Below are 21,575 nucleotides of genomic sequence, written 5' to 3'. Positions count from 1 at the left end.
TCTCACGTGCGTAGGCTCATCGGGTGGACTGGAATGATTACGACGCGGCACTGTTCGACCTCGACGGCGTGATCACGCCGACTGCCGAGGTCCACATGCGTGCCTGGGACAAGATGTTCAACGATTTCCTGCGCGATCGCGGGGTCGACGAGCCCTACACGGATGCCGACTACTTCACGTACGTCGACGGCAAGCCGCGCTACGACGGGGTGCGGTCCTTCCTCGCCTCGCGCGACATCACCCTGCCCGAGGGCGACGCCTCCGACCCGGTCTCCGCCGAGACCGTCTCGGGCCTCGGCAACCGCAAGAACGACGACTTCGAGCAGATCCTCGCCGAGGAGGGCGTCACGCCCTATCCCGGCTCGGTCGCCCTGGTGGAGGCGCTCGCAACGCGCGGCACCAAGATGGCGATCGTGTCGAGCTCGCGCAACGCCGCCGCGGTGCTGACCGCCGCCGGCATGATCGAGCACTTCCCGGTCATCGTGAGCGGCAAGGAGGCCGGCGAGCGCGGCCTGGCCGGCAAGCCCGCTCCCGACACGTTCCTCGACGCCGCCGCCCAGCTGGGCGTGCCCAAGGAGCGGGCCGTCGTGTTCGAGGACGCGCTGTCGGGCGTCGCGGCCGGACGTGCGGGCGACTTCGGCCTCGTGGTCGGCGTCGACCGTGGCGTCGGCGAGGACGCGCTGATCGCCAACGGTGCCGACGTCGTGGTCGACGACCTCGCCCAGCTCGTGGAGGAAACGGGGGTGACCGCATGAGCCCGTCGCACATCGCACCCGAGGCGATGGACTTCCTCGATCGCACCCGCTATCCCGTCGACGAGTGGGCCCTGGTCGAGAGGCGTATCGACGCGGACGACCTCGGCGCGACCGAGACGCTGTTCTCGGTCGGCAACGGCTACCTCGGCCTGCGCGGCAACGTCGAGGAGGGCCGCGACTCGTACTCGCACGGCACCTTCATCAACGGCTTCCACGAGACCTGGCCGATCCAGCACGCCGAGGAGGCCTTCGGCTTCGCGCGCGTGGGCCAGACGATCGTCAACGCCCCCGACGCCAAGGTCATCCGCCTCTACGTCGACGACGAGCCGCTGCTGCTGCCGATCGCGGACCTCCTGCAGTACGAGCGCCGCCTCGACTTCCGCACCGGCGTGCTGAGCCGCGACATCCTCTGGCGTACGCCCGGGGGCAAGCGCGTGCAGATCCGGTCGCGCCGCATGGTCTCGTTCACACAGCGCCACCTCGCGGTGCTGACGTTCGAGGTCACGATGCTCGACGACCACGCGCCGGTCGCGATCTCCTCGCAGATCCTCAACCGCCAGGACGGCGAGGACGAGTACCACGTCCGCTCCAAGTCGATGGGCGAAGGCGTCGACCCCCGCAAGGCCGGCCAGATGCGCCACCGCGTGCTGGTGCCGCAGAGCAACTCCGGCAACATCGCGGACGGCCGCGTCGCGCTGGGCTACCAGTGCGCCGAGAGCGGCATGACGATCGCGGTCGCCGCCGACCACCGGCTCGAGACGGCCAACAGCTACACCAAGCGCATGCAGACCGACGACGACCTGGCCAAGATGACGTACCGCATCGACGCCGAGCCGGGCCAGCCGATCACGCTGACCAAGTTCGTCAGCTATCACACCTCGCGCGGCGTGCCGTCCCGCGAGCTGCTCGACCGCTGCCGCCGTACGCTCGACCGCGCCCACGACGAGGGCCTGGACAAGCAGCTCGACGACCAGCGCGCCTGGCTCGACGACTTCTGGACCCGCTCCGACGTCGAGATCCCGGGCCAGCCCGAGGTGCAGCAGGCGACCCGCTGGAACCTGTTCCAGATCGCCCAGGCCGCGGCGCGCGCCGAGGGCACCGGCATCGCCGCGAAGGGCGTCACGGGCTCGGGCTACGGCGGGCACTACTTCTGGGACACCGAGGTCTACGTCCTGCCGTTCCTGACGTACACGACGCCGCGGATGGCCCGCAACGCCCTGCGCTTTCGCTACACGCTGCTCGACGCGGCCCGCAACCGTGCCAAGCAGATGGCCCAGCAGGGTGCGCTGTTCCCGTGGCGGACGATCAACGGCGAGGAGGCCTCGGCCTACTACGCCGCGGGCACCGCGCAGTACCACATCGACGCGGACGTCTCGTATGCGTTGAGCCAGTACCTCGCGGCGACCGGCGACATCGACTTCCTGACGCGCGAGGGCATCGACATCCTGGTCGAGACCGCTCGCATGTGGGTCGACCTGGGCTTCTGGCGCAACGAGGCCGACGGCACGTTCCACATCCACGGCGTGACCGGCCCGGACGAGTACACGACGGTGGTCAACGACAACCTCTTCACCAACGTCATGGCGCGCTTCAACCTGCGCCGGGCGGTGCAGGCGGTGCGTGAGCTGGCCGAGCGCGACGGCGCCGAGTACGACGAGGTCGTCAAGCGGCTCAAGCTCGATCTCGCGGAGGTCGACGACTGGGAGCGCGCGGCCGACGACATGGCGATCCCGTACGACGAGCACCTCGGCGTGCACCCGCAGGACCAGCACTTCCTCGAGCGCGAGGTCTGGGACCTGGCCAACACGCCGCTCGACAAGCGTCCGCTGCTGCTCAACTACCACCCGCTGGTGATCTACCGGTTCCAGGTGCTGAAGCAGGCCGACGTCGTCCTGGCGCTGTTCCTGCAGGGCGAGCACTTCACGCCGGAGGAGAAGCGGGCCGACTTCGAGTACTACGACCCGATCACGACCGGCGACTCGACGCTCTCCGCGGTCGTGCAGTCGATCATGGCCGCCGAGGTCGGCTATCACGATCTCGCGCTGCGCTACTTCCTCGCGGCGCTGTACGTCGACCTCGCCGACCGCCACCACAACACGTCCGACGGCGTCCACGTGGCCTCGACGGGCGGCGTGTGGAGCGCGCTGGTCAACGGCTTCGGTGGCTTCCGCGACCAGAGCGGCGTCTTCACGCTCGACCCGCGGCTGCCCGAGACGTGGGACTCGCTCACGTTCCGGCTCACGCTGCTGGGCACGCGGGTCCGCGTCGACGTGCACCACGACCGGGTCGACCTCTGCATCGAGGACGGCAAGGAGGCCACGTTGGTGGTCCGCGGCACCGAGGTCACCGTGACGCCGGGCGATCCGGTCTCGGTGCCGATCGAGGGCCAGGGGCCGCGTCTGGAGGGTCAGCCGGCCCCCGTCCCGGGCCGCCGTCGCGCCGACGGCACGATCATCGCGGCCATCGTCCCGGGCACCTGACCCGGTCGCGGCCGGCTCAGGCGACGTCGAGCCGGTCGCGGGCGCGGTCGCGCCGACGGTCGACCGGCACGGCTCTGGTCGCGGCGGCGAGCCCTGCCGGGGCGGAGTTGACGTAGATCGACTCGGCGCGGTCCACGACGAAGGTCTCGTGCCACACCCCGACGACCCGGTCGTTCGTACGGGCTCGGCGGTTGAACGCGGCCCATGCGGGGCGGTGCGCTGCCGTCCGGTCGCTCGCATATGCGTACAGCGCGTGGGCCGACGACCAGTACTGCACGAGCCACGGACCACGAGGGCTGAGCACGAGGCGGTAGCCCATCAGCCCGCTGTCGGGATCCTTCGACAGCTCGCTCAGCATGCGGGGCATCGCGGCGAAGACCGGCAGCCAACGGTCCGGCCGCCACCACCGGTTGATCGACATGCCGATGAGGAACACGACCAGCTCCCCGTCGTGCTGGTGCGTCGTTCGTCCGGGACGTGTACGGGTCATGACGACCTCCATTGGATAGTGGGACTCTCCAATACTGGATAGTGGCACTTGCTATTGTCAAGGGGTGCGCATCTCCGAGCTGGCCCGACGTGGCGGCGTCACGACCGCGACGGCCAAGTACTACCTGCGCGAAGGGCTCCTCCCACCCGGGCGGCTGACCTCCGCGACCCAGGCTCAGTACGACGAGCCGCACGTCCAGCGGCTCCGCCTGGCGCGGGCGCTGCTCGCCTCCGGCCTGTCCGTCGCGACCGCCCGTGAGGTGCTCGGGCACCTCGACAGCCCTGCGGACGGTCCCCTCGACCTGTTGGCCGAGGTGCAGACGACCCTCACGCCGGTGGAGGGTCCCGTCGACCGCGAGCGGGTGACGGCGCTGCTGCGGCGCTGGGGATGGAACACCGACGTCGCCCTCGACGGGCCGGTCGCCGCGCTGGCCTCCGCGCTCGACGTCGCCGAGGCGGCGGGCTTCACGATCGGCCCCGAGCTGCTCGACGGATACGCCGCCGCGGCCCACGAGGTCGCCGAGCTCGACATCGCAGGCGTGCCGACGACGTCGTCCGAGGACGCCGTGCAGCACGTCGTCCTGGGCACGATCCTGCTGGAGCCGGTGCTGCTGGCCCTGCGCCGGCTGGCCCAGGCCGATGTGTCGGCCCGGCGCTTCGGCTGACGGCGGCGCCCGAGGCGAGGTTCTGGTGCACGCGACCGGGAGGCATGAAAACATCGAGGGATGATCACCGTGACGTGGACGACCTCGACGGGCGAGACCGGGACGACGGAGCTGTCCGGCGACGACAAGTGGACCTTCGGTCGCACCGGCGGGGGCGAGGACCTGACGGTCTCGGTCGACAACCCGGCCGTCAGCCGTACGGCCCTCGTGATCCGCGACAGCGGCCCCGGGCCGGTCGTCTTTCGTGGACAGACCGACAACGGCGCGAAGGTCGCGCTGATCAGCCTCCTCGGGTCCAGGACGTGGCTCGACGAGGGCACCGCAGGCAATCTCACGGCCGAGGAGAACCGGGTCGAGCTGTCGATCCAGGACGAGGTCGTCGTGACCGTCGACGTCGACTTCGACGACCGCGGCTCCGTGGTCGAGCGCCAGCAGGCCCAGTAGCCCGGGTCTCGCTAGTCTCGGGGCATGTCGTTCGAGACCGGTCTGCCCAAGGCGGAGCTGCACGTCCATCACGTCGGATCCGCCTCGATGCGCACGGTGGCCGAGCTCGCGGAGCGACATGCGGGCACGACCACGGTGCCGACCGACCCCGACGCGCTCGCCGACTTCTTCACGTTCACCGACTTCGGCCACTTCATCGAGGTCTACCTGTCGGTCGTCGACCTGCTGCGCACCCCGGAGGACCTGTGGACGCTCACCCACGACGTCGCACGTGACCTCGCGGCGCAGAACGTCCGGTACGTCGAGCTGACCTGCACGCCCTACACCTCGATCGCGGTCGGCATCAGCGCCGAGGCGTACTGCGAGGCGCTCGAGGACGCCCGCCGTCGCGCGGAGGTCGACTTCGGCGTCACGATGCGCTGGATCTTCGACATCCCCGGCGAGTCCGGTCTGCCCGCCGCGGACGTCACCCTCGACACCGCCCTGCGGCTGCAGCCGGACGGCCTGGTGGGCTTCGGCCTCGGCGGTCCCGAGATCGGCGTGCCGCGACCGCAGTTCAAGCCGCACTTCGACCAGGCCCGTGCGGCAGGCCTGCACAGCCTCCCGCACGCGGGCGAGTCGACCGGCCCCCAGACGATCTGGGACTCGCTGGAGGCGCTCGGCGCCGAGCGCATCGGCCACGGCATCGCGGCCGCGCAGGACCCCGCCCTCATGGCCTACCTCGCGGAGCACCAGATCCCGCTCGAGATCAGCCCGACGTCCAACGTCCGCACCCGCTCGGTCGCGTCGCTGGCCGAGCACCCGCTGCCGGCGCTGGTCGCGGCCGGGGTGCCGGTGTCGATCAACTCCGACGACCCGCCCATGTTTGGCACCACGCTCAGCCAGGAGTACGAGGTCGCGCGCGATCTGCTCGGCCTGGACGACGCCGGCGTCGCCGAGCTCGCCCGCGCCGCGGTGCGTCACTCGTACGCACCCGATGCGGTCAGGACGCGGCTGCTCGCCGAGATCGACGCGTACACGGGGTCTTGACGCTTCCATAACCATCTGGTTATGTAGCGGGATGAACGAGGACCAGCTCGATCTCGTGTTCGGCGCACTCGCCGACCGCACCCGGCGCGCGATCCTCGCGAGGCTGGCCGATCAGGACACCAGTGTCGGTGACCTGACGGCGCTCTTCGCGATGTCGCAGCCTGCGGTGTCCAAGCACCTCAAGGTGCTGGAGCAGGCCGGGCTGGTCTCCCGCAACCGGCAGGGGACACTGCGCCTCAGCCACCTCGAGGCCGAGCCGCTCAAGGGCGCGACGGTCTGGATGGCCGACTACCGGACGTACTGGTCCGAGAGCTATGACCGCCTGGACGCGCTGCTCGAGGAGCTCGACTGATCCCACCAAGGAGAAGCACATGAGCACCACGAAGCACGACGTCACGATCGAGAACGACGGCCAGCACGGCATCACCATCGTCCGCGAGTTCGACCACCCGGCCGACAGGGTCTATCGCGCGCTGACCGAGCCCGAGCTGATCGGACGCTGGGTCGGCCCGCGCGGCTACGACAACGTCGAGGTCACGAACGACGCGCGTCACGCCGGGGCCTGGACCCTCGTCCAGCGCGGCCCCGACGGCGACGAGTTCGCCTTCCGAGGCGTCTTCCACGGCGACCCGACACCCGAGCTGACCCTGCGCACGTTCGAGTGGCTGGGCCTGCCCGGTCACGTGAGCTTCGAGTCGTTGAGCGTGGACGATCTCGGTGACGGCCGCTCGCGGGTGCGCACCACCTCGGTCTTCCTCACCCAGGAGGATCGAGACGGCATCCGGGCCAACGGCATGGACGACGGGGTGACCGAGGGCTACGAGCGGATGGACGAGGTGCTGGCGACCCTGTGACCGGACGCCTCAGCGCGGCGAGGGCGGTGCCAGGGCGACCGGCACGCGGACCAGGAGGACGCCCGGCTGCACCTCGGCGGTGATGGTCTGCCCGTCGCCGACGGGGTCGCCGTCGAGCTGCATCGGCACCGGCTTCTCGGCCTTGATGACGACCTTCTGGCCGGTGAGGCGGTCGAGGCGCTCGTTGGTGCGCTTCTGCCGCCCGACGACGCGCACGATGATCGCGAGCCAGCCGATGAACCGCTTCGGCGCGATCACCACGACGTCCAGCAGCCCGTCGTCGATCTGGGCGTCGGGCAGCAACGGGATGCCGCCCTGCAGGAAGCCGACGTTGCCGACGACCACGGTGCGCGCGCGGAACTTGCGGGGCTCGCCGCCGTCGACCGAGATCTGCACCTTCATCGCGGGGAACCGGGCAGCCTTGACGCCGCTGACGAAGTACGCGAGCCAGCCCACCTTGCTCTTGAGCTGGTCGTTGACGCCGGTCATGATCGCGGCGTCCATGCCGAGGCCGGCCATCACCAGGAACGTCGTGTGGTGGCCGGTGTCGGTCTCCAGGACCGCGAGGTCGATGGCCCGGTCCTGGCCGCCGAAGGCGACGTCGAGTGCGTCCCGCGCGTTGAGCGGGATGCCGAGGTTGCGGGCGAGCAGGTTGCCGGTGCCGTGGGGCAGGACGCCCACCGCGACGCCGGTGCGGGCGACCTCCTGGCACACCGTGCGCACGGTGCCGTCCCCGCCGGCGGCGATGATGAGGTCGACGCCCTCCTCGAGCGCCGCCCTGGCCTGGCCGCGGCCGGGGTCCTCGATCGAGGTCTCGTACCAGCTCGGCTCGCTCCACCCGTTGAGGTCGGCGACCATCCGCACGCGGGCCTTGAACTCCTCGACGTCACCGACCTTGGCCGGGTTGAGCACGACCGCGGCGCGGCGGCGCCCCGATCCGGTGATGGTCGCGAGCTCGTGCGGCAGGCGGGCGGCGTCGGCCACGATCAGGAGCCACAGGCCGAGGGCGATCACCAGGCCGAGGCTGAGCCCGGCGACGACGTCGCTGAGGTAGTGCACGCCGAGGAAGATCCGGCTCGCACCGACGCCGATCGCCATCAGGCTGAGCACCGTGACGAGGATGCGCCGCTTCCAGCCGCGGCCGGTCGAGACGATCGCCAGCAGGACCAGCACCGTGAAGAACATGCCCGCACCGGTCGAGTGACCGCTGGGGAACGAGTAGCCGCCGATCTCGTGCAGCGGCATGTCGAACGTCGGACGCTCGCGGCCGAACGCGAGCTTGATCAGCGCGTTGCCGCCGATCGCGACCACGCCGGACAGCACGATCCACAGGGCGATCGCCCGCTCACGGCGCACCAGCGCGACGATCGCGAGCAGGGCCAGCACGATGCCGCACACGAGATTGCTGAACACGACCGCGACGACGTCGAGGAAGTCCACGAGCCCGGGACGACCGTCCGTGACGTCGTACGCCCACTCGGCCACGTGCTGGTCCAGGCGCATCACGGGGGAGGCCTCGGTCGCGACGCAGACCGCGAGGATCGCGAAGATGAGCGTCGGGACGGCCAGCACCCAGGCCAGCACAGCGGGGCGGCCGGGATCGGCTCGACGCAGGTCCAACGTCACAGGTCCTCCTCAGGGGTCGGTCAACTCTAATCGACTGAAAACGCGCCGTGCCCCGGGCGATAGGCTGGCACAGTGATCGACGCCCGAATCCTGAGAGATGACCCCGATGCCGTCCGCGCCGCCCAGCAGCGCCGTGGTCTGCCCACCGAGCTCGTCGACGAGCTCATCAGCGCGGACGAGCAGCGCCGAGCCTCGATCGTGGCGTACGAGGCCGTGCGCGGTGAGCAGAAGAACCTCGGCAAGCTGATCCCCAAGGCGCAGGGCGAGGAGAAGCAGCAGCTGCTCGCGCGCACCAAGGAGCTCAGCCAGCAGGTCAAGGACGCCGAGGCCGCGCAGACCGAGGCCGCCGAGACGTTCGAGCGGCTCATGAAGTCGCTGCCCAACCTGGCCTCGCCCGACGCCCCCCAGGGTGGCGAGGACGACTTCGTGGTGCTCGAGACCGTCGGCACGCCCCGCGACTTCGCCGCGGAGGGCTTCGAGCCCCGCGACCACCTCGAGCTCGGCCAGATGCTGGGTGCGATCGACGTCGAGCGCGGCGCCAAGGTCAGCGGCTCGCGGTTCTACTTCCTCACCGGTGTCGGCGCCCAGCTCGAGCTCGCGCTGACCCAGCTCGCGATGAGCAAGGCCGCCGAGTGGGGCTTCACCCCGATGATCCCGCCCGCGCTGGTCAACGAGCGCGCGATGGAGGGCACGGGCTTCCTCGGCCAGGCCGCGGACGACGTCTACCACCTGGAGAAGGACGGCCTGTACCTCGTCGGCACGTCCGAGGTGCCGATGGCGGCCTACCACTCCGACGAGATCCTCGACGCGGGCTCGCTGCCGCGCCGCTACGCCGCGTTCAGCCCGTGCTTCCGCCGCGAGGCCGGCTCGTACGGCAAGGACACCCGCGGGATCTTCCGCGTCCACTGGTTCGACAAGGTCGAGATGTTCGTCTACACGACGCTCGACCAGGCCGCCGACGAGCACCAGCGCATCCTGGGCTGGGAGAAGGCCTGGCTGGACGCCCTCGAGCTGCCCTACCGCGTGATCGACGTGGCCTCGGGCGACCTGGGGCTCTCGGCGATCCGCAAGTTCGACTGCGAGGCGTGGATCCCGACCCAGGGCAAGTACCGCGAGGTCTCCTCGGCGTCCAACTGCACCGAGTTCCAGAGCCGCCGGCTCGACATCCGGGTCCGCGGCGGCGAGGCCGAGGGCACGACGCCCGCGGCGACGCTCAACGGCACGCTGTGCGCCATGACCCGCACGATCATCGCGATCCTCGAGAACGGGCAGCAGGCCGACGGGTCCGTACGCCTGCCCGCGGCGCTGCACCCGCTGCTCGGCGAGGTCCTGAGGCCGCTGCCGTGAGCTGGCGCCCCAGGCTCGTCGCGCTCGACGTCGACGGCACGCTGGTCGACAGCGCCAACGAGATGACCCCCGCGGTGCGTGAGGTCGTGCGCGCGGTGCGTGACTCCGGCATCGAGGTGGCCATCTCGACGGGCCGCGCGATCCCCGGCGTCGTCGACACGACCCAGAAGCTCGGCTTCACCGAGGGCTATGCGGTCGCCAGCAACGGCGCGGTCGTGTTCTCCTACGACCCCGTCGAGGTGCTGCACGCGGTGACGTTCGACGCGAGCGATGCGGTGAGTCGCGTCCTGGAGTACGTCCCCGACGCGATCGTCGCGGTCGAGGAGCTCGGGGTGGGCTTCCGGGTCAACCGGCCGTTCCCCGAGGATGAGATCAGCGGCAACTTCACCGTCGAGCACATCGACTCGCTGATGGCCGATCCGGTCACCCGCGTCGTGATCCGCTCGACCGACCACACCGCCGAGGAGTTCACCAAGATCGTCGAGGACCTCGGGCTGATCGGCACCAACTACTTCATCGGCTACTCCGCGTGGCTCGACCTCGCGCCCGAGGGCGTCTCCAAGGCGTCCGGCCTGGCGTTCCTGACCGACCGCCTCGGCATCACGCAGGAGGACGTCCTCGCAGTCGGCGACGGCAACAACGACATCGAGATGCTGCAGTGGGCCGGTCGCGGTGTCGCGATGGGTCACGCGCCCGACACCCTCACCGACGTCGCCGACCACGTCACCGGCTCGATCGACGACGACGGTCTCGTCGAGGAGCTGCGCCGCTACCTCTAGACGCTCAGGCGGTGCTCGAGCACCTCGTCCATGTGGCCCTCGGCCCAGTCCTTGATCCCGCGGACCAGGTGGTGCAGCGAGAGGCCCAGGTCGGTGAGCTCGTACGTCACCGTGACGGGCACGGTCGGTGTGACGGTGCGGGTGAGCAGCCCGTCGGCCTCCAGCGACCGCAGGGTCTGGGTGAGCATCTTCTGGCTGACGCCGGCGATCGTCCGCGACAGCTCCGAGAAGCGCATGGGCTGCGGGTCCCCGCCGCGGCCGAGCGCGCACAGGATCAGCGCGACCCACTTGTCGGAGATCCGGGCGACCAGCTGGCGGCTGGGGCAGGCGGCGTAGAACGCGTTGTACTCGTTCTTGGCCTGCGTCCTGCGCTGCGCTGCGGTGGTCGTGCTCATCGTCGTGCTCCTCACTCGGTGGTGACCTAGGCACTCCCAGGTACCTACTTCCCGGGGGGAAGCGCCACGCCCAGTATGGACACATGAGCACACCATCGACCACCCTTCCCGGCGGCACATGGACCCTGGGCGACCTCACCGTCACCCGGTTCGGCTACGGCGCGATGCAGCTGGCGGGCCCCTGGGTCATGGGGCCGCCGGCCGACCACGACGGCGCGATCGCGGTGCTGCGCGAGGCCGTCGACCTCGGCATCACGCACATCGACACCAGCGACTCCTACGGCCCGCACATCACCAACCAGCTGATCCGCGAGGCGCTGCACCCCTATCCGGACTCCCTGCACGTCGTGACCAAGATCGGCGGCCGGCGTGACGAGCAGGGCGGTTGGCCGACCGAGCGGCGGCCCGATCAGCTGCGGCGCCAGGTCGAGGACAACCTGGAGTCCCTCGGCCTGGACACCCTCGGCGTCGTCAACCTGCGCCTCGGCGACGCCGACGGACCCGTGCAGGAGTCGATCGCCGAGGCGTACGAGACGCTCGTCGACTTCCAGCAGCAGGGCATGATCCGGCACCTCGGCGTCAGCAATGCGACGGTCGCGCAGGTGGACGAGGCGCGGGCGATCGCGCCGCTCGTGTGCGTGCAGAACATGTACAACCTCGCCCACCGCCTCGACGACGAGCTGATCGACCGGCTCGCGGCCGACGGCGTCGCGTACGTGCCGTTCTTCCCGCTCGGCGGGTTCAGCCCGCTCCAGTCGTCCGCCCTGTCCGCGGTCGCCGCGCGGCTGGATGCCACCGCGATGTCGGTCGCGCTGGCCTGGCTGCTGCAGCGCTCGCCCAACATCCTGCTTATCCCGGGCACCTCGTCGGTCGCGCACCTGCGCGAGAACGTCGCAGGGGCGGGGATCGCGCTGGGCGAGGACGACCTGGCCGAGCTGGACCGGATCAGCCCGCGAGAAAGCTGAGCCGCACCTGGCGGTCGGGGTTGTCGACGTTGGTGTCGACCAGGCACACCGACTGCCAGGTGCCGAGCGTCATCCGTCCGTCCAGCACCGGGACGGTCATCGACGGGGCCAGGAACGCCGGCACGACGTGGTCGCGGCCGTGCCCGGGCGTCCCGTGCTGGTGGATCCACCGGTCGTCGCGCGGCAGCAGGTCGTCCAGCGCGGTCAGCAGGTCGTCGTCGCTGCCCGATCCGGTCTCGATGATCGCGACCCCGGCGGTCGCGTGCGGCACGAACACGTGCAGCAGGCCGTCACCGCGCCCCCGACAGAACGCAGCGCAGTCGCGCGACAGGTCGTGCACGACCGACCTGCCACCGGTCCGCACGTCGATCGTGATGGAGTCCATGCCCCGATCGTCCCACCCGCGCCAAGATGTGGCGGCTACCGCCCGCCACATCCCGCGGATCCCGACATCTGGCGGGCTCAAGCCGCCAAATCTCGGACGCCGCGGGGACCGGGCCGGGACGCGTCAGGCGACGCGGCTGGTCGAGAGCTGGTCGAAGGCGTCGAGGACGGCGTCGGTGCTGGGCAGCAGCGCCACGGGCTCGCGGGGGGCCGCGGCGGCCTCGAGCTGCTGCTCGCGGGCCCGGCGCAGGTGACGCTTGATCGTGGACGTCGAGCAGCCGAGGCGGTCGGCGAGCTGGTGGCAGGTGTCCTTGGGGTACGCCTGCCGGGCCGTCATGACAGCGTCGTGGCTCACCGGTCCGCCACCCACGCGCGGGGCGCCGTACGGGGTCGTCGACGCCTGCTGCACCTGGATGCCCAGCTGGCGGCGGATCAGGTGGCGGTCGTGCTCGGTCGTGCAGGCCACGAATCCGGAGACGTCGACCTCGACGACGGCCCGATAGAGGCACTCGACCATGAGCGGGCACGCGGCGCACTGCCGGTGCGCGGACGCCCGCTTGGCGGCCAGCCGGTCCCATTCGGCAGCGGTGACGTCGGTCCGCGCCGGCGGGGAGTGCAGCTGCTCGTCGTGATAGATGTCCGGTACGGAGGCGCACGGAGGCGCAGTTGGTTCAGCCAAGATGGTCATGGGTCCCTCTTCCCAAGAGAGGCAGGCAGGGAGTCGCCGTGCCTCAGGTCACATCAAGGCTCAGGTTAGAGGTACATGCCCCCGGAATCCCGGTTTTCGCCCGAAGTGTCCGAATCGTCACCTTTGGGCACGTTTGGACCCGGTAGGGCCAGCCTCATGTTGTGCAGCTGCGACTGGGCCTGCACCTGCTGGGCGTACAGCGCCGCCTGGATGCCGTGGAAGAGTCCCTCGAGCCAGCCGACCAGCTGCGCCTGGGCGATGCGGAGCTCACCGTCGCTTGGCGCCTCGCTGTCGAACGGGAGGCTGAGGCGCTCCAGCTCCTCGACCAGCTCGGGGGCGAGACCCTCCTCGAGCTCCTGGATCGACTGGGTGTGGATCGCGCGGAGCCGGGCCCGGCTGGCCTCGTCGAGAGGGGCGGCCTTCACCTCGTCGAGGAGCTGGCGGATCATCCCCCCGATGCGCATGACCTTGGCCGGCTGCTCGACGAGCTTGCCGAGCGGGGTGCCGCTCTGCTCGGGCGGCTGTGGCGGCTGGCCACCGGGTGCGGTGATGGGCTGCCCGCCCGGGGCGATGATCTTCGGCTGCTCCTCAGTCATCCATCCAGCGTAGCCACGTTTGCCGAGACCGCAGGGGTGTGCGCCTCAGAGGGTCAGCAGGACCTTGCCGATGTGGCTCGAGTCCTCCAGCACCTGGTGCGCCTGGCGTACGTCCTCCAGCGGGTACGTCGCGTGGACGATCGGGCGCACCGTGCCGTCGGCGATGAGCGGCCAGACCTGCGCGACCATCGCCGAGACGATCGCGGCCTTCTCGTTGCTGGGCCGCGCCCGCAGCGACGTGGCCATCACGGCGGCGCGCTTGGTGAGCAGCGCGGCGAGGTTGAGCTCAGCCTTGGTGCCGCCCTGCATGCCGATGACGACGAGGCGCCCGGCGGTGTTGAGCACCGAGACGTTCGAGGCGAGATACTTCGCGCCGATGATGTCGAGGATGACGTCGGCGCGCAGGCCGGCGCTCTTCATCTCCTCGGCGAAGTCCTGCTCGCGGTAGTTGATGACGACATCCGCGCCGAGCTCGCGACAGAACGCGGCCTTGTCCTCCGAGCCGACCGTCACCACGACGGTCGCACCGAACGCCTTGGCGACCTGGATCGCCATCGTGCCGATGCCGCTGGCGCCGCCGTGCACGAGGAGCGTCTCGCCGTGCTGCAGCTTGCCGATCATGAAGACGTTCGACCACACGGTCGCGGCGACCTCCATGAGGCCTGCGGCCTCGGTCAGCGAGATCCCGGACGGCACGGTGGCGACCTGGCCCGCGGGCACGCTGACGTACTCGGCGTAGCCGCCGCCGGTCAGCAGCGCGCAGACGTGGGCCCCGGGCTGCAGGTCGGTGACGCCTTCGCCGACGGAGACGATGTCGCCCGAGCACTCCAGGCCGAGGACGTCGGTGCTGCCGGGCGGCGGGTCGTAGAAGCCTTGGCGCTGCAGGAGGTCGGCGCGGTTGACGCCTGCGGCGGTGACGCGGATGAGCACCTCACCGGGTGCGGGTTCGGGTGCCGGACGGTCGACGACCTCGAGGGCGTCGACTCCGCCGGGCGTGGGAGCTGTGACAGCGCGCATCCTCCGTACGGTAGTCGGCCCGGCCCGTGCGGGCGATCCAGGTGGCCCCTCACAGGGCACCTGAGAGGATGGAAGACATGCATGTTGCCGTGGTCCAGCGCGCGTCCGACATCGACTCGGCCGCCAACCGGGAGTCCATCGCGGCCCAGCTCGCCGCCCTGGGGCCCGGCGACGACCTCGACCTGGTCGTCCTGCCCGAGGCCGCGATGCACGACTTCGGCGCGCCCGACCATGACCTGGCCGCGGTGGCCGAGCCGCTGGACGGCCCGTTCGTGCAGCTGATCGCGGATGAGGCCCGTCGCATCGGCGCGACGGTCGTGGCGGGGATGTTCGAGCGTACGGACGGTCTGCCCTTCAACACGCTGGTCGTCGTGGGGCCGGACGGAGAGCTGCGGCGGACGTATCGCAAGATCCACCTCTACGACTCGTTCGGCTACAAGGAGTCCGATCGCATGGCGGCGGGCGAGGTCGAGCCGGTCGTCGTCGAGATCGCGGGCCGGCCGGTCGGGCTGATGACCTGCTACGACCTGCGCTTCCCCGAGCTCGCGCGCGGACTGGTCGACGCGGGGGCCGAGATATTGATCGTCCCGGCCGCCTGGGTCGCGGGCGATCGCAAGCTCGAGCACTGGCGGACGCTGCTGACCGCGCGGGCGATCGAGAACACGGTCCACGTCGTCGCGGCGGGGCAGGGTGGCGACCGCTACACCGGCCATTCCTTGGTTGCCGATCCATGGGGCTCTATCGTGGATGAGGCCGACCTGGCTCCCGCGATCATCCGGGCCACCCTGGCCGCAGCCGACCTGGCGCACGCGAGGGACGTGAATCCCTCGCTCTCCAACCGAAGGATCCGACACCGCTCATGAGCTCCACCGTGCAGGGAGGACGTCGACGGCTCGACGCGTCGGTGCCTCCCGAGTACGACCTCCCGACGCGTGAGCCGCGCATCGAGTCGGCGCGCACCGCGCGGCTGCTCATGTGGGTCGTGTTCGTGGCGTGGGTCGTCGGCACGGCGGGCGCGGCGACGTCGATCATCGCGATCGGCGCCCCGGGCTGGGTCGAGCGTCCCTCGGCCGCCCTGCTCACGATCGTCTTCGCGGTGGGCCTGACCCACCGCGGCGGCGGCCACATGCGCATCTGGCTGCCGATCACGGCCGCCCTCGCGATCGCCGCGGCCGCCCTGGAGACCAATGTCCTGCTGGCGTCCGCCGCGACGGTCTCGGCGGTCCTCTCTGCGGTGTGGGCGGTGATGGTGACCCGGCCGGCCGACTCGGTGGTCGGCGCGCTGCGCGAGTACGCCCTGGCGCTCGTGGTCGCGCTCAGCGGCACCCTGTCGGTCGCGGCGTGGAACGCCCCGGTCAACTACCAGCGGTTCAACCTCCTGGTCATCACCGTCGCGCTCGGCCTCGCGATCGCGTTGGTGTGGAACCTCGGCGCCGGCCTGCACGGGCTCGGCCGGCAGAACCTCGGGATCCTCGCGGGGGTCGCGGTCCTGCTGCTCGCGATCCTCGCCTACAGCAGCTTCGTGCGCTCGCACGGCTCCGACGTCCTGGTCGAGTCGTTCAGCGACCTGGTCACCTGGAGCCGCGAGACGTTCGAGGGCGTGCCGCGCCCGGTCGAGGTGTTCATCGGCTTCCCGGCGCTCATCACGGGTGTCTCGATGCGCTCCAAGCGGCGCGAGGGCTGGTGGGTGCTGGTGTTCGCGGTCATCGGCACCGCGGTGCTGACCACGTCGCTCGTGACGCCGGGCGCCTTCCCGACGTACATCGCGCTGTCGACCCTCTACTCGGTCGTCCTCGGCCTCATCGTCGGGCTGATCGTGCGGCACTACGTCCTGCGGGAGCGCTCGGCCCGTGCCGCGCGTGCGATCGAGCCCATCGTGCGCGTCGAGCCCCCGCGCTTCGCCCCCTTGAAGTAGCCGCCGCGCCGGCAGGTGCGACAATCGTCTCTGGCGTGGCGCTTCGGTGCTGCCGCCAGGAGGGGTGCCGGAGTGGCCGATCGGAAGCGCCTTGAAAGCGCTCGCTGGCAGCGATGTCAGCCGCGGGTTCGAATCCCGCCCCCTCTGCGTGACGAAGTATCGCCTTGACCGCCGCTTCACCCTGCCCGCGATCGGGATCCACCTGATCGCCGCGGGCCTCGTGGCCGCCCTCGCCTTCTGGGTGTGGGCGCCCCTCGGCGTGCTCACGGTGCTGCTGCTGCTCAACGCGCTGCGCGTGTTCGCCTTCCCGCCGGCCGTGGTCCGCGCGGATCCGTCGGGCGTACGCCTCGGCGGGCTCATGACCATGAAGCCCGTGCGGGTGGTCTGGACCGAGGTCGAGGACGTCACCGTCGACCGCACGCGGCTGGTGTTCGACCGGGGAGACGCGGGGACCACCGCCTTCCCGCTGGCGTACGTCGGCCCACGGGCGGAGGAGCTCGTCCGCGAGGTCTACGACCGGCTGAACACCGCCAACGGCTACACCCGCTACGAGGATCCGTCGTCCTGACGCAGGCTCCGAGGGGCTCGGATCGATCCCGATTCGTCGGACCGGTGACCCGGTCGCTATCCTGATCCGGTTGCTGTCTTCGGACTGCAGCGGGGAGATGTCGCATAGTGGCCTAGTGCGCCCGCCTGCTAAGCGGGTTGAGGTTTAAACCTCTCGCGAGTTCAAATCTCGCCATCTCCGCAGGCACACCAAGGAGCAGGGCCCCGTCGGGTCCTGCTCCTTCGTGCATGCCCAATCTCCACCGCACCGCAAAGTGACGCGACGGGAAACACACGGCCGCCGTTTGGTGAAAACCCTTCGCACTCCAGCACACGCGGTTAACGTGGGATTTCCAGGGGACAGGGGCCGACATGGGACGAGAGACGCACGGGCTGCAGAGCCTTGCGGCGATGGCGCACCTCTTGATGCAGCCCCACAGCCTCGAGCGGGTGCTGGAGGTCGCGGCCGAGCACGCCCGCGGCGCGATCGGTGCTGCGAGCGTCTCGATCAGCCAGTTCGACGAGCCCGCCCAGCAGATCCGCACGATCCTCAACGTCGGCGAGCTCGGACCGGGCGAGGAGCGTTGGCCCGACGACGAGACGTACTCGATCGCCGGCGACAAGCGGTTGGCGTCCGCGATCCTGGACAAGCTCAGCTCGCACGACGCGGTTGACGACCCCGCGTCGGACGAGACCGAGCGGCGGATGTTGCGCCGGCTCGAGAAGGGCTCGTCGCTGACGACGGCGATCGTGGTGGACGGACGGGCGTGGGGGGAGTTCTACGCGACCCGGCACATCGGCGCCGTCCGGTTCGACGCGGACTCGATCGCGTACGCCGAGGTGCTCGTCGCGATCCTGGCCTCGGCGATCTCGCGCGCGCTGCGGGAGCAGACGCTGCAGGAGCTCGCGTTCCACGATCCGCTGACCGGGTTGTTCAACCGGCGCGGTCTCGACGCCGAGGCGGCCCAGGTGTTCAACGTCCCGGAGGGGACGACCCGCAACGTGGCGATCGTGGTGGTCGACATCAACGGCCTCAAGACGATCAACGACACCCAGGGCCACGCCCAGGGCGATGAGCGGATCCGGTTCGTCGGGTCCTCGCTCCGGATCGCGTTCGCGCCCCTCGGCGCGTCGATCGTGGCGCGGGTCGGCGGCGACGAGTTCACGGTGATGGTGCCCGATCGTGACGTGCAGGAGGTGCTGGCCACTGCCGATGCCCTGCTCGACCGGCTCGCGGAGGCGGAGCACGAAGTGGGAGTCTCGGCGGGCGTGGCGGCCGCCGCCATCACCGCCGACACCGATGTGCGGCCCACCGACCTGTTCGCGGCCGCCGACCGGGCGCAGTACGTCGCCAAGCGCGCGGGCCTGACTGCGGCCCTGCTCTACGACGACCTCGAGGCGCAGATCGCCTGACCTCGCCCGTTTCAGCGGTGACGTCGCCGCTCGTGCCGGAGCCACAGGCTGACCACCAGCGCACCCAGGGCTGCACCCGCGGTGTTGGCCACCACGTCGTCGGTGCTGCCCGTGCGCCCCGGCCGGGCGACCGTCTGGGCGAGCTCGATCGCGACCGAGAAGAGCCCCGCGAGAACCGTGCCCCACAGCCACCCCAGGCGGGGGAACAGCGCGATCAGCAGGGCACCCAGCGGCACGAACAGCAAGATGTTGGCGCCGAACTCCCCGATCCGATAGCCCTGGTCGGGGGTCAGGTCGAACAGCGAGACGAGCCACGTCGTCGGGGGCCGGCTCGCCAGGTCGAGGTTCTGGTCGACGTGGGTGGGCCACAGGGCGATCAGCAGCAGCGCCACCACATAGACGACGCCCGCGCCGATGATCGGGAGGCGGACGCGCATCCCCCGATCGTACGGTCAATGGGTTGAGTGGTCAGCCGTTGGCGTACGACGGTCAACGGTTGGTCCCTGCCGGGACGGGAGATCTCTGCTGTGCCGAGTCCGCGGCGCGAGCTGCCAGCGTTTCAGCCTGACGTCGGGTGGGCGTGCTGGGACGGATTGAGGCCAGGACTCACGTGGTAGCCGTGACCTGCTGACAGCAGGCGCGTCCGCAGCATTTGCAGGGTGACTTGCGCCGGGTGGATTCGCGATCAGCGATGGTGGGCCGTATGTCTGACAGCGCGAAGAACCCATGGATTGTCGCGCTCATCGCACTCGTACTGGGCGTCATTGCACTGCCGGACACAAAGCCGCTGGTCGACGACTACGTGGCGGCGGATGACGGTTTGAGGCCCAGGACGACCGCATCGGGATGGTGCCGACATCAAGGAACGCGAACGCAGACCTAATCTGGGAGGCCGCATTTGCCGATGACGGGGTGTGGACGGCCCTGCGAGTCGTCGGACGGGTCGGCATCCGGCACTGCGCAGGTCACACAGCGAGAGGGGAACCTCGACGTCCTGTATGAGCCGACCGCGGACGGGGATCTCTACTTTGTGACCGGGACTTTAGCCGACGCTGTGGCCGCCGAGCAGCCTGTCTGGAGTCCGGCTGGTCGCGCCAGACGGCGTCGTCCTGGCCGAGGCCGATATCTGAGTTAACGCCAAGCCGACCGCGATCCAGGCGATCGGGAAGTACGTGGCGTTGGAGAAGAAGCTGTTGACCAGCACAATCACTAGGATTTGTCCGGGCAGGGTGCGAGCTGTAATGGCGGCCAGCCCGATCATGAATGCCATAAAGGGCAGCGCCAGGAATCGACCGTCAACCCAGTTCCCGAGTATCCAGTTGCTGGCCACGTTGTTTTGAGACTCCTCGGCCGTGTAAAGCAGACCGGAGACGCCCACTCGACCGGCCGCAGAAAGGCCGCGCCCGTGCCAAGGCGACTCGCTCGCGAGAAACAGCAGACCCTCGGTCTGCTGGATCCGCGCCTTGCCAGACGCATCCTCTTGGTCGAGGCTTACCGTGCGCGCGAGCCGTGTCGTCAAGTCCGCGCGCAGAGCGGGCATCGCTGCGAGGGCTGTCCCGCCGAAGATTAGCGCGACGAGCACCAAGGGGATCGCCCGCCCTCGACGCTTTACCGAACGCTCCTTGTTCTTGATCAACAGCCCAACCGCGTAGTACACGACGACGGCTACTATGGCGGCCACCCACGCCGCCCGAGCGAACGCCAGCACAAAAACAGCGCCGTTGATCATGACCAGCGGGTAGAGCCATCGCTTCTGGTCAACGGATCGCCAGGCGAGGACCACGCCGATGGCGGAGAAGAGGCCCAGCCAGTCGGGTTCGGGGTAGATGCCAACAGGTCGACCGATGCTGCTGACGTGGGCGTGCCATACCTCGACGGGGATGATTCCTGCTACCTGCCCCATCGCAAAGACGGAAGCGAACGTGCAGATCGTGAGCACTCCCCGCAGCATGACGGCTACCTCGCGCGGCTGCACCCAGAGCGCCAGGATGACGCTACTGAGGGTGAGCACCATGAGTTGTATGACCAGCGAGTTGCTGTTGACCAGGTCGCCGAGCAGCGCCGACGTGGCCAAGGTGGCGGAGCAGCCGATAAGCACCAGCGGCACCTTGCTCTCTGCGACTGCCCGCCTGTTCAGCAGTCGGGGTATCAGCCACAGAACCACGAGGATGGTGAACACGTGAAAGCGGCCGATCCGTAGATCGACCAGCCCAGCCGATGCACCGACTGCGAAGGTCATGACGTCGTTGCCGCTGCGGTGGGACACCATCACTACGGCTCCGACGAAGGCCGCAGCCGCGATGATGAGCAGGATGTCGAGCGGCATGCGCTGATCCTACGGTGTGGGGGTTGCCTTCCGCAGTTCCTCGTTCTCCGCGTTGGCCTGCGCCAGCGCCTCACCGGCCTGGTTGAGGAGGTACATGATTCCCTGCATCAGGCGGTCTGTCCTGTCAGATAGTAGGTGACGCCTTCTGAACCGATGACGCCGAACTTCCAGTCGCTCCCGCCAGCGTTCCTGCGGTCTCGTTGGCGGCCACCCACTTGAACTTGCCGCTGGACTCGATGGATCCAGGTCCGGACCGGCACAGTTCGGCGTCGTTGCCCGACCCGAGCCTGATTCCGTGCAGGCCGCCTGAAACCGGGCCGACGATGATCCGCGCCGTGGCGTTGCCCTCGTTGAGGATCGGCGTGCTGGCGATCGGTGCGTTGCCCGGTCCCGGTGGCACCAAGGGGCGCGCGAACCATCAGACCGACCTTGTCGGTGTCGGCGTTCCAGACCTCAGCGGCGTCGTCCAGTCGTGTCGCTCCGTTGCCGAGCCGGAGGCCGTAGTGGGGTGTCGACCCGACCGGCTTTGAGCCTCCGACATAGATGCCTTAGCTGTCGTCGGCAATGCTCTTGACGCGCGCCGCGAGCGGCGCCCCAACCGGTCCAGCGCAGGGGATGTTGATGGTCCAGCCAGCCACGATCGGAGTGACACCTGTCGTCAGAGTGAGGCTCTTCCAGGCTGATGCGATGGTGGCGACGCCTGACTGCACCCGTCCTGCGGAGCCGCCCTGCAACATGATGTCGATCTGGTGGCCGACGACAGGAGGTCGCCCATCGTTGGCCCGTCGACGATGCTGTTCCGGTAAAAGGGGATGCCGCCGAGCCGATGCCGGCCCGATGCCGAACCATGTCGTTGAGCGGA

The 21,575-nt window shown here is 69.7% G+C and carries 23 protein-coding genes and 2 tRNA genes; 16 read left to right on the top strand and 9 right to left on the bottom strand.

Annotated elements, in window-relative coordinates; translation table 11 throughout:
- The first annotated feature begins 23 nt into the window (after positions 1-23).
- Both GEV27_RS00215 and GEV27_RS00210 read left to right on the top strand, forming a co-directional pair.
- Complete coding sequence (locus GEV27_RS00215; protein WP_309221940.1) at positions 24-755, top strand: beta-phosphoglucomutase family hydrolase; 732 nt, start codon at positions 24-26, stop codon at positions 753-755.
- Positions 756-766: 11 nt separating this feature from the next.
- Positions 767-3,235: a glycoside hydrolase family 65 protein gene (locus GEV27_RS00210; RefSeq protein ID WP_375335583.1), complete on the top strand. Its 2,469-nt coding sequence runs from the start codon at positions 767-769 to the stop codon at positions 3,233-3,235.
- A gap of 16 nt (positions 3,236-3,251) precedes the next feature.
- On the opposite strand, the gene GEV27_RS00205 is transcribed toward GEV27_RS00210, so the two are convergent.
- A complete protein-coding gene (locus GEV27_RS00205) occupies positions 3,252-3,725 on the bottom strand; it encodes a DUF4188 domain-containing protein (RefSeq protein WP_153933176.1) in 474 nt (157 codons plus the stop codon).
- 64 nt (positions 3,726-3,789) lie between these two features.
- Here GEV27_RS00205 and GEV27_RS00200 point away from each other — a divergent pair, with 64 nt between their 5' ends.
- From GEV27_RS00200 to GEV27_RS00180, 5 genes are read left to right on the top strand one after another with little or no spacing between them, the layout of a single operon-like run.
- Positions 3,790-4,389 carry a MerR family transcriptional regulator gene (locus tag GEV27_RS00200; protein WP_309221939.1) on the top strand — a complete coding sequence of 200 codons (600 nt, stop codon included), beginning with the start codon at positions 3,790-3,792 and terminating at the stop codon, positions 4,387-4,389.
- 60 nt (positions 4,390-4,449) lie between these two features.
- Positions 4,450-4,833, top strand: coding sequence for a hypothetical protein (locus tag GEV27_RS00195; protein ID WP_153933174.1), 384 nt, complete (start codon positions 4,450-4,452; stop codon positions 4,831-4,833).
- Positions 4,834-4,857: 24 nt separating this feature from the next.
- Positions 4,858-5,862: an adenosine deaminase gene (locus tag GEV27_RS00190; RefSeq protein ID WP_153933173.1), complete on the top strand. Its 1,005-nt coding sequence runs from the start codon at positions 4,858-4,860 to the stop codon at positions 5,860-5,862.
- Positions 5,863-5,893: 31 nt separating this feature from the next.
- Positions 5,894-6,214, top strand: a complete 321-nt coding sequence (locus GEV27_RS00185; protein ID WP_153651270.1) for a helix-turn-helix transcriptional regulator — start codon at positions 5,894-5,896, stop codon at positions 6,212-6,214.
- Positions 6,215-6,233: 19 nt separating this feature from the next.
- Positions 6,234-6,716, top strand: a complete 483-nt coding sequence (locus tag GEV27_RS00180; RefSeq protein WP_194944092.1) for an SRPBCC domain-containing protein — start codon at positions 6,234-6,236, stop codon at positions 6,714-6,716.
- Between the two features lie 9 nt (positions 6,717-6,725).
- Here GEV27_RS00180 and GEV27_RS00175 read toward each other — a convergent pair whose 3' ends face one another.
- Positions 6,726-8,342 (bottom strand): diacylglycerol kinase family protein, encoded by a 1,617-nt coding sequence (locus GEV27_RS00175; protein ID WP_153933171.1) that lies wholly within the window; start codon positions 8,340-8,342, stop codon positions 6,726-6,728.
- 72 nt (positions 8,343-8,414) lie between these two features.
- On the opposite strand from GEV27_RS00175, the gene serS reads away from it, so the two are divergent.
- Positions 8,415-9,689 (top strand): serine--tRNA ligase, encoded by a 1,275-nt coding sequence (gene serS / locus GEV27_RS00170; protein ID WP_153933170.1) that lies wholly within the window; start codon positions 8,415-8,417, stop codon positions 9,687-9,689.
- Positions 9,686-10,468, top strand: coding sequence for an HAD family hydrolase (locus GEV27_RS00165; RefSeq protein ID WP_194944166.1), 783 nt, complete (start codon positions 9,686-9,688; stop codon positions 10,466-10,468). Before serS ends, GEV27_RS00165 begins: the two co-directional genes overlap by 4 nt.
- Here GEV27_RS00165 and GEV27_RS00160 read toward each other — a convergent pair.
- A complete protein-coding gene (locus GEV27_RS00160) occupies positions 10,465-10,863 on the bottom strand; it encodes a helix-turn-helix domain-containing protein (RefSeq protein ID WP_153933169.1) in 399 nt (132 codons plus the stop codon). The two genes, GEV27_RS00165 and GEV27_RS00160, sit on opposite strands and share 4 nt — an antisense overlap.
- 83 nt (positions 10,864-10,946) lie before the next feature.
- Here GEV27_RS00160 and GEV27_RS00155 point away from each other — a divergent pair, with 83 nt between their 5' ends.
- The gene (locus GEV27_RS00155; RefSeq protein WP_153933168.1) at positions 10,947-11,828 is read left to right on the top strand and encodes an aldo/keto reductase family oxidoreductase; all 882 of its coding nucleotides are present in this window, start codon (positions 10,947-10,949) and stop codon (positions 11,826-11,828) included.
- On the opposite strand, the gene GEV27_RS00150 is transcribed toward GEV27_RS00155, so the two are convergent.
- The 4 genes from GEV27_RS00150 to GEV27_RS00135 form a co-directional block, all read right to left on the bottom strand.
- Positions 11,809-12,213 carry a YjbQ family protein gene (locus tag GEV27_RS00150; protein ID WP_153651277.1) on the bottom strand — a complete coding sequence of 135 codons (405 nt, stop codon included), beginning with the start codon at positions 12,211-12,213 and terminating at the stop codon, positions 11,809-11,811. The genes GEV27_RS00155 and GEV27_RS00150 overlap by 20 nt on opposite strands.
- A gap of 123 nt (positions 12,214-12,336) precedes the next feature.
- The gene (locus tag GEV27_RS00145; protein WP_153651278.1) at positions 12,337-12,900 is read right to left on the bottom strand and encodes a WhiB family transcriptional regulator; all 564 of its coding nucleotides are present in this window, start codon (positions 12,898-12,900) and stop codon (positions 12,337-12,339) included.
- Between the two features lie 65 nt (positions 12,901-12,965).
- Positions 12,966-13,496, bottom strand: coding sequence for a bacterial proteasome activator family protein (locus tag GEV27_RS00140; protein ID WP_153933167.1), 531 nt, complete (start codon positions 13,494-13,496; stop codon positions 12,966-12,968).
- A 45-nt stretch (positions 13,497-13,541) separates the two neighbouring features.
- Entirely contained in the window at positions 13,542-14,513 is a 972-nt protein-coding gene (locus tag GEV27_RS00135; protein WP_153651280.1) for an NAD(P)H-quinone oxidoreductase, read from the bottom strand.
- 77 nt (positions 14,514-14,590) lie between these two features.
- On the opposite strand from GEV27_RS00135, the gene GEV27_RS00130 reads away from it, so the two are divergent.
- From GEV27_RS00130 to GEV27_RS00105, 6 genes are all read left to right on the top strand, one after another.
- A complete protein-coding gene (locus GEV27_RS00130; protein ID WP_153933166.1) occupies positions 14,591-15,376 on the top strand; it encodes a carbon-nitrogen hydrolase family protein in 786 nt (261 codons plus the stop codon).
- Positions 15,373-16,428, top strand: a complete 1,056-nt coding sequence (locus tag GEV27_RS00125) for a hypothetical protein (RefSeq protein ID WP_153909692.1) — start codon at positions 15,373-15,375, stop codon at positions 16,426-16,428. The genes GEV27_RS00130 and GEV27_RS00125 overlap by 4 nt, the downstream gene beginning before the upstream one ends.
- Before the next feature lie 58 nt (positions 16,429-16,486).
- Positions 16,487-16,575: transfer RNA gene (locus GEV27_RS00120), tRNA-Ser, on the top strand.
- 1 nt (position 16,576) lies between these two features.
- Entirely contained in the window at positions 16,577-16,996 is a 420-nt protein-coding gene (locus tag GEV27_RS00115; RefSeq protein ID WP_153651283.1) for a hypothetical protein, read from the top strand.
- 93 nt (positions 16,997-17,089) lie between these two features.
- Positions 17,090-17,176 (top strand) — tRNA-Ser (locus GEV27_RS00110).
- Positions 17,177-17,346: 170 nt separating this feature from the next.
- A complete protein-coding gene (locus tag GEV27_RS00105) occupies positions 17,347-18,387 on the top strand; it encodes a sensor domain-containing diguanylate cyclase (protein ID WP_153933165.1) in 1,041 nt (346 codons plus the stop codon).
- Between the two features lie 11 nt (positions 18,388-18,398).
- Here the strand turns inward: GEV27_RS00105 and GEV27_RS00100 are convergent, their stop codons facing one another.
- Both GEV27_RS00100 and GEV27_RS00095 read right to left on the bottom strand, forming a co-directional pair.
- The gene (locus GEV27_RS00100; RefSeq protein ID WP_153933164.1) at positions 18,399-18,824 is read right to left on the bottom strand and encodes a VanZ family protein; all 426 of its coding nucleotides are present in this window, start codon (positions 18,822-18,824) and stop codon (positions 18,399-18,401) included.
- A 605-nt stretch (positions 18,825-19,429) separates the two neighbouring features.
- Positions 19,430-20,713 (bottom strand): O-antigen ligase family protein, encoded by a 1,284-nt coding sequence (locus GEV27_RS00095; protein ID WP_153933163.1) that lies wholly within the window; start codon positions 20,711-20,713, stop codon positions 19,430-19,432.
- Positions 20,714-21,575: the final 862 nt, after the last annotated feature.

This window comes from Aeromicrobium sp. S22 (genome assembly GCF_009661045.1).
Classification (GTDB): Bacteria; Actinomycetota; Actinomycetes; order Propionibacteriales; family Nocardioidaceae; genus Aeromicrobium; species Aeromicrobium yanjiei.
This window is presented reverse-complemented; position numbering and strand designations above follow the sequence as displayed.

Excerpts from the sequence above, each read along its gene's own strand:
- GEV27_RS00205 (WP_153933176.1), bottom strand. The coding sequence starts at position 3,725 with ATGACCCGTACACGTCCCGGACGAACGACGCACCAGCACGACGGGGAG.
- GEV27_RS00195 (WP_153933174.1), top strand. The coding sequence starts at position 4,450 with ATGATCACCGTGACGTGGACGACCTCGACGGGCGAGACCGGGACGACG.
- GEV27_RS00190 (WP_153933173.1), top strand. The coding sequence starts at position 4,858 with ATGTCGTTCGAGACCGGTCTGCCCAAGGCGGAGCTGCACGTCCATCAC.
- GEV27_RS00185 (WP_153651270.1), top strand. The coding sequence starts at position 5,894 with ATGAACGAGGACCAGCTCGATCTCGTGTTCGGCGCACTCGCCGACCGC.
- GEV27_RS00180 (WP_194944092.1), top strand. The coding sequence starts at position 6,234 with ATGAGCACCACGAAGCACGACGTCACGATCGAGAACGACGGCCAGCAC.
- GEV27_RS00160 (WP_153933169.1), bottom strand. The coding sequence starts at position 10,863 with ATGAGCACGACCACCGCAGCGCAGCGCAGGACGCAGGCCAAGAACGAG.
- GEV27_RS00155 (WP_153933168.1), top strand. The coding sequence starts at position 10,947 with ATGAGCACACCATCGACCACCCTTCCCGGCGGCACATGGACCCTGGGC.
- GEV27_RS00150 (WP_153651277.1), bottom strand. The coding sequence starts at position 12,213 with ATGGACTCCATCACGATCGACGTGCGGACCGGTGGCAGGTCGGTCGTG.
- GEV27_RS00145 (WP_153651278.1), bottom strand. The coding sequence starts at position 12,900 with ATGACCATCTTGGCTGAACCAACTGCGCCTCCGTGCGCCTCCGTACCG.
- GEV27_RS00140 (WP_153933167.1), bottom strand. The coding sequence starts at position 13,496 with ATGACTGAGGAGCAGCCGAAGATCATCGCCCCGGGCGGGCAGCCCATC.
- GEV27_RS00135 (WP_153651280.1), bottom strand. The coding sequence starts at position 14,513 with ATGCGCGCTGTCACAGCTCCCACGCCCGGCGGAGTCGACGCCCTCGAG.
- GEV27_RS00130 (WP_153933166.1), top strand. The coding sequence starts at position 14,591 with ATGCATGTTGCCGTGGTCCAGCGCGCGTCCGACATCGACTCGGCCGCC.
- GEV27_RS00125 (WP_153909692.1), top strand. The coding sequence starts at position 15,373 with ATGAGCTCCACCGTGCAGGGAGGACGTCGACGGCTCGACGCGTCGGTG.
- GEV27_RS00105 (WP_153933165.1), top strand. The coding sequence starts at position 17,347 with ATGGGACGAGAGACGCACGGGCTGCAGAGCCTTGCGGCGATGGCGCAC.
- GEV27_RS00100 (WP_153933164.1), bottom strand. The coding sequence starts at position 18,824 with ATGCGCGTCCGCCTCCCGATCATCGGCGCGGGCGTCGTCTATGTGGTG.
- GEV27_RS00095 (WP_153933163.1), bottom strand. The coding sequence starts at position 20,713 with ATGCCGCTCGACATCCTGCTCATCATCGCGGCTGCGGCCTTCGTCGGA.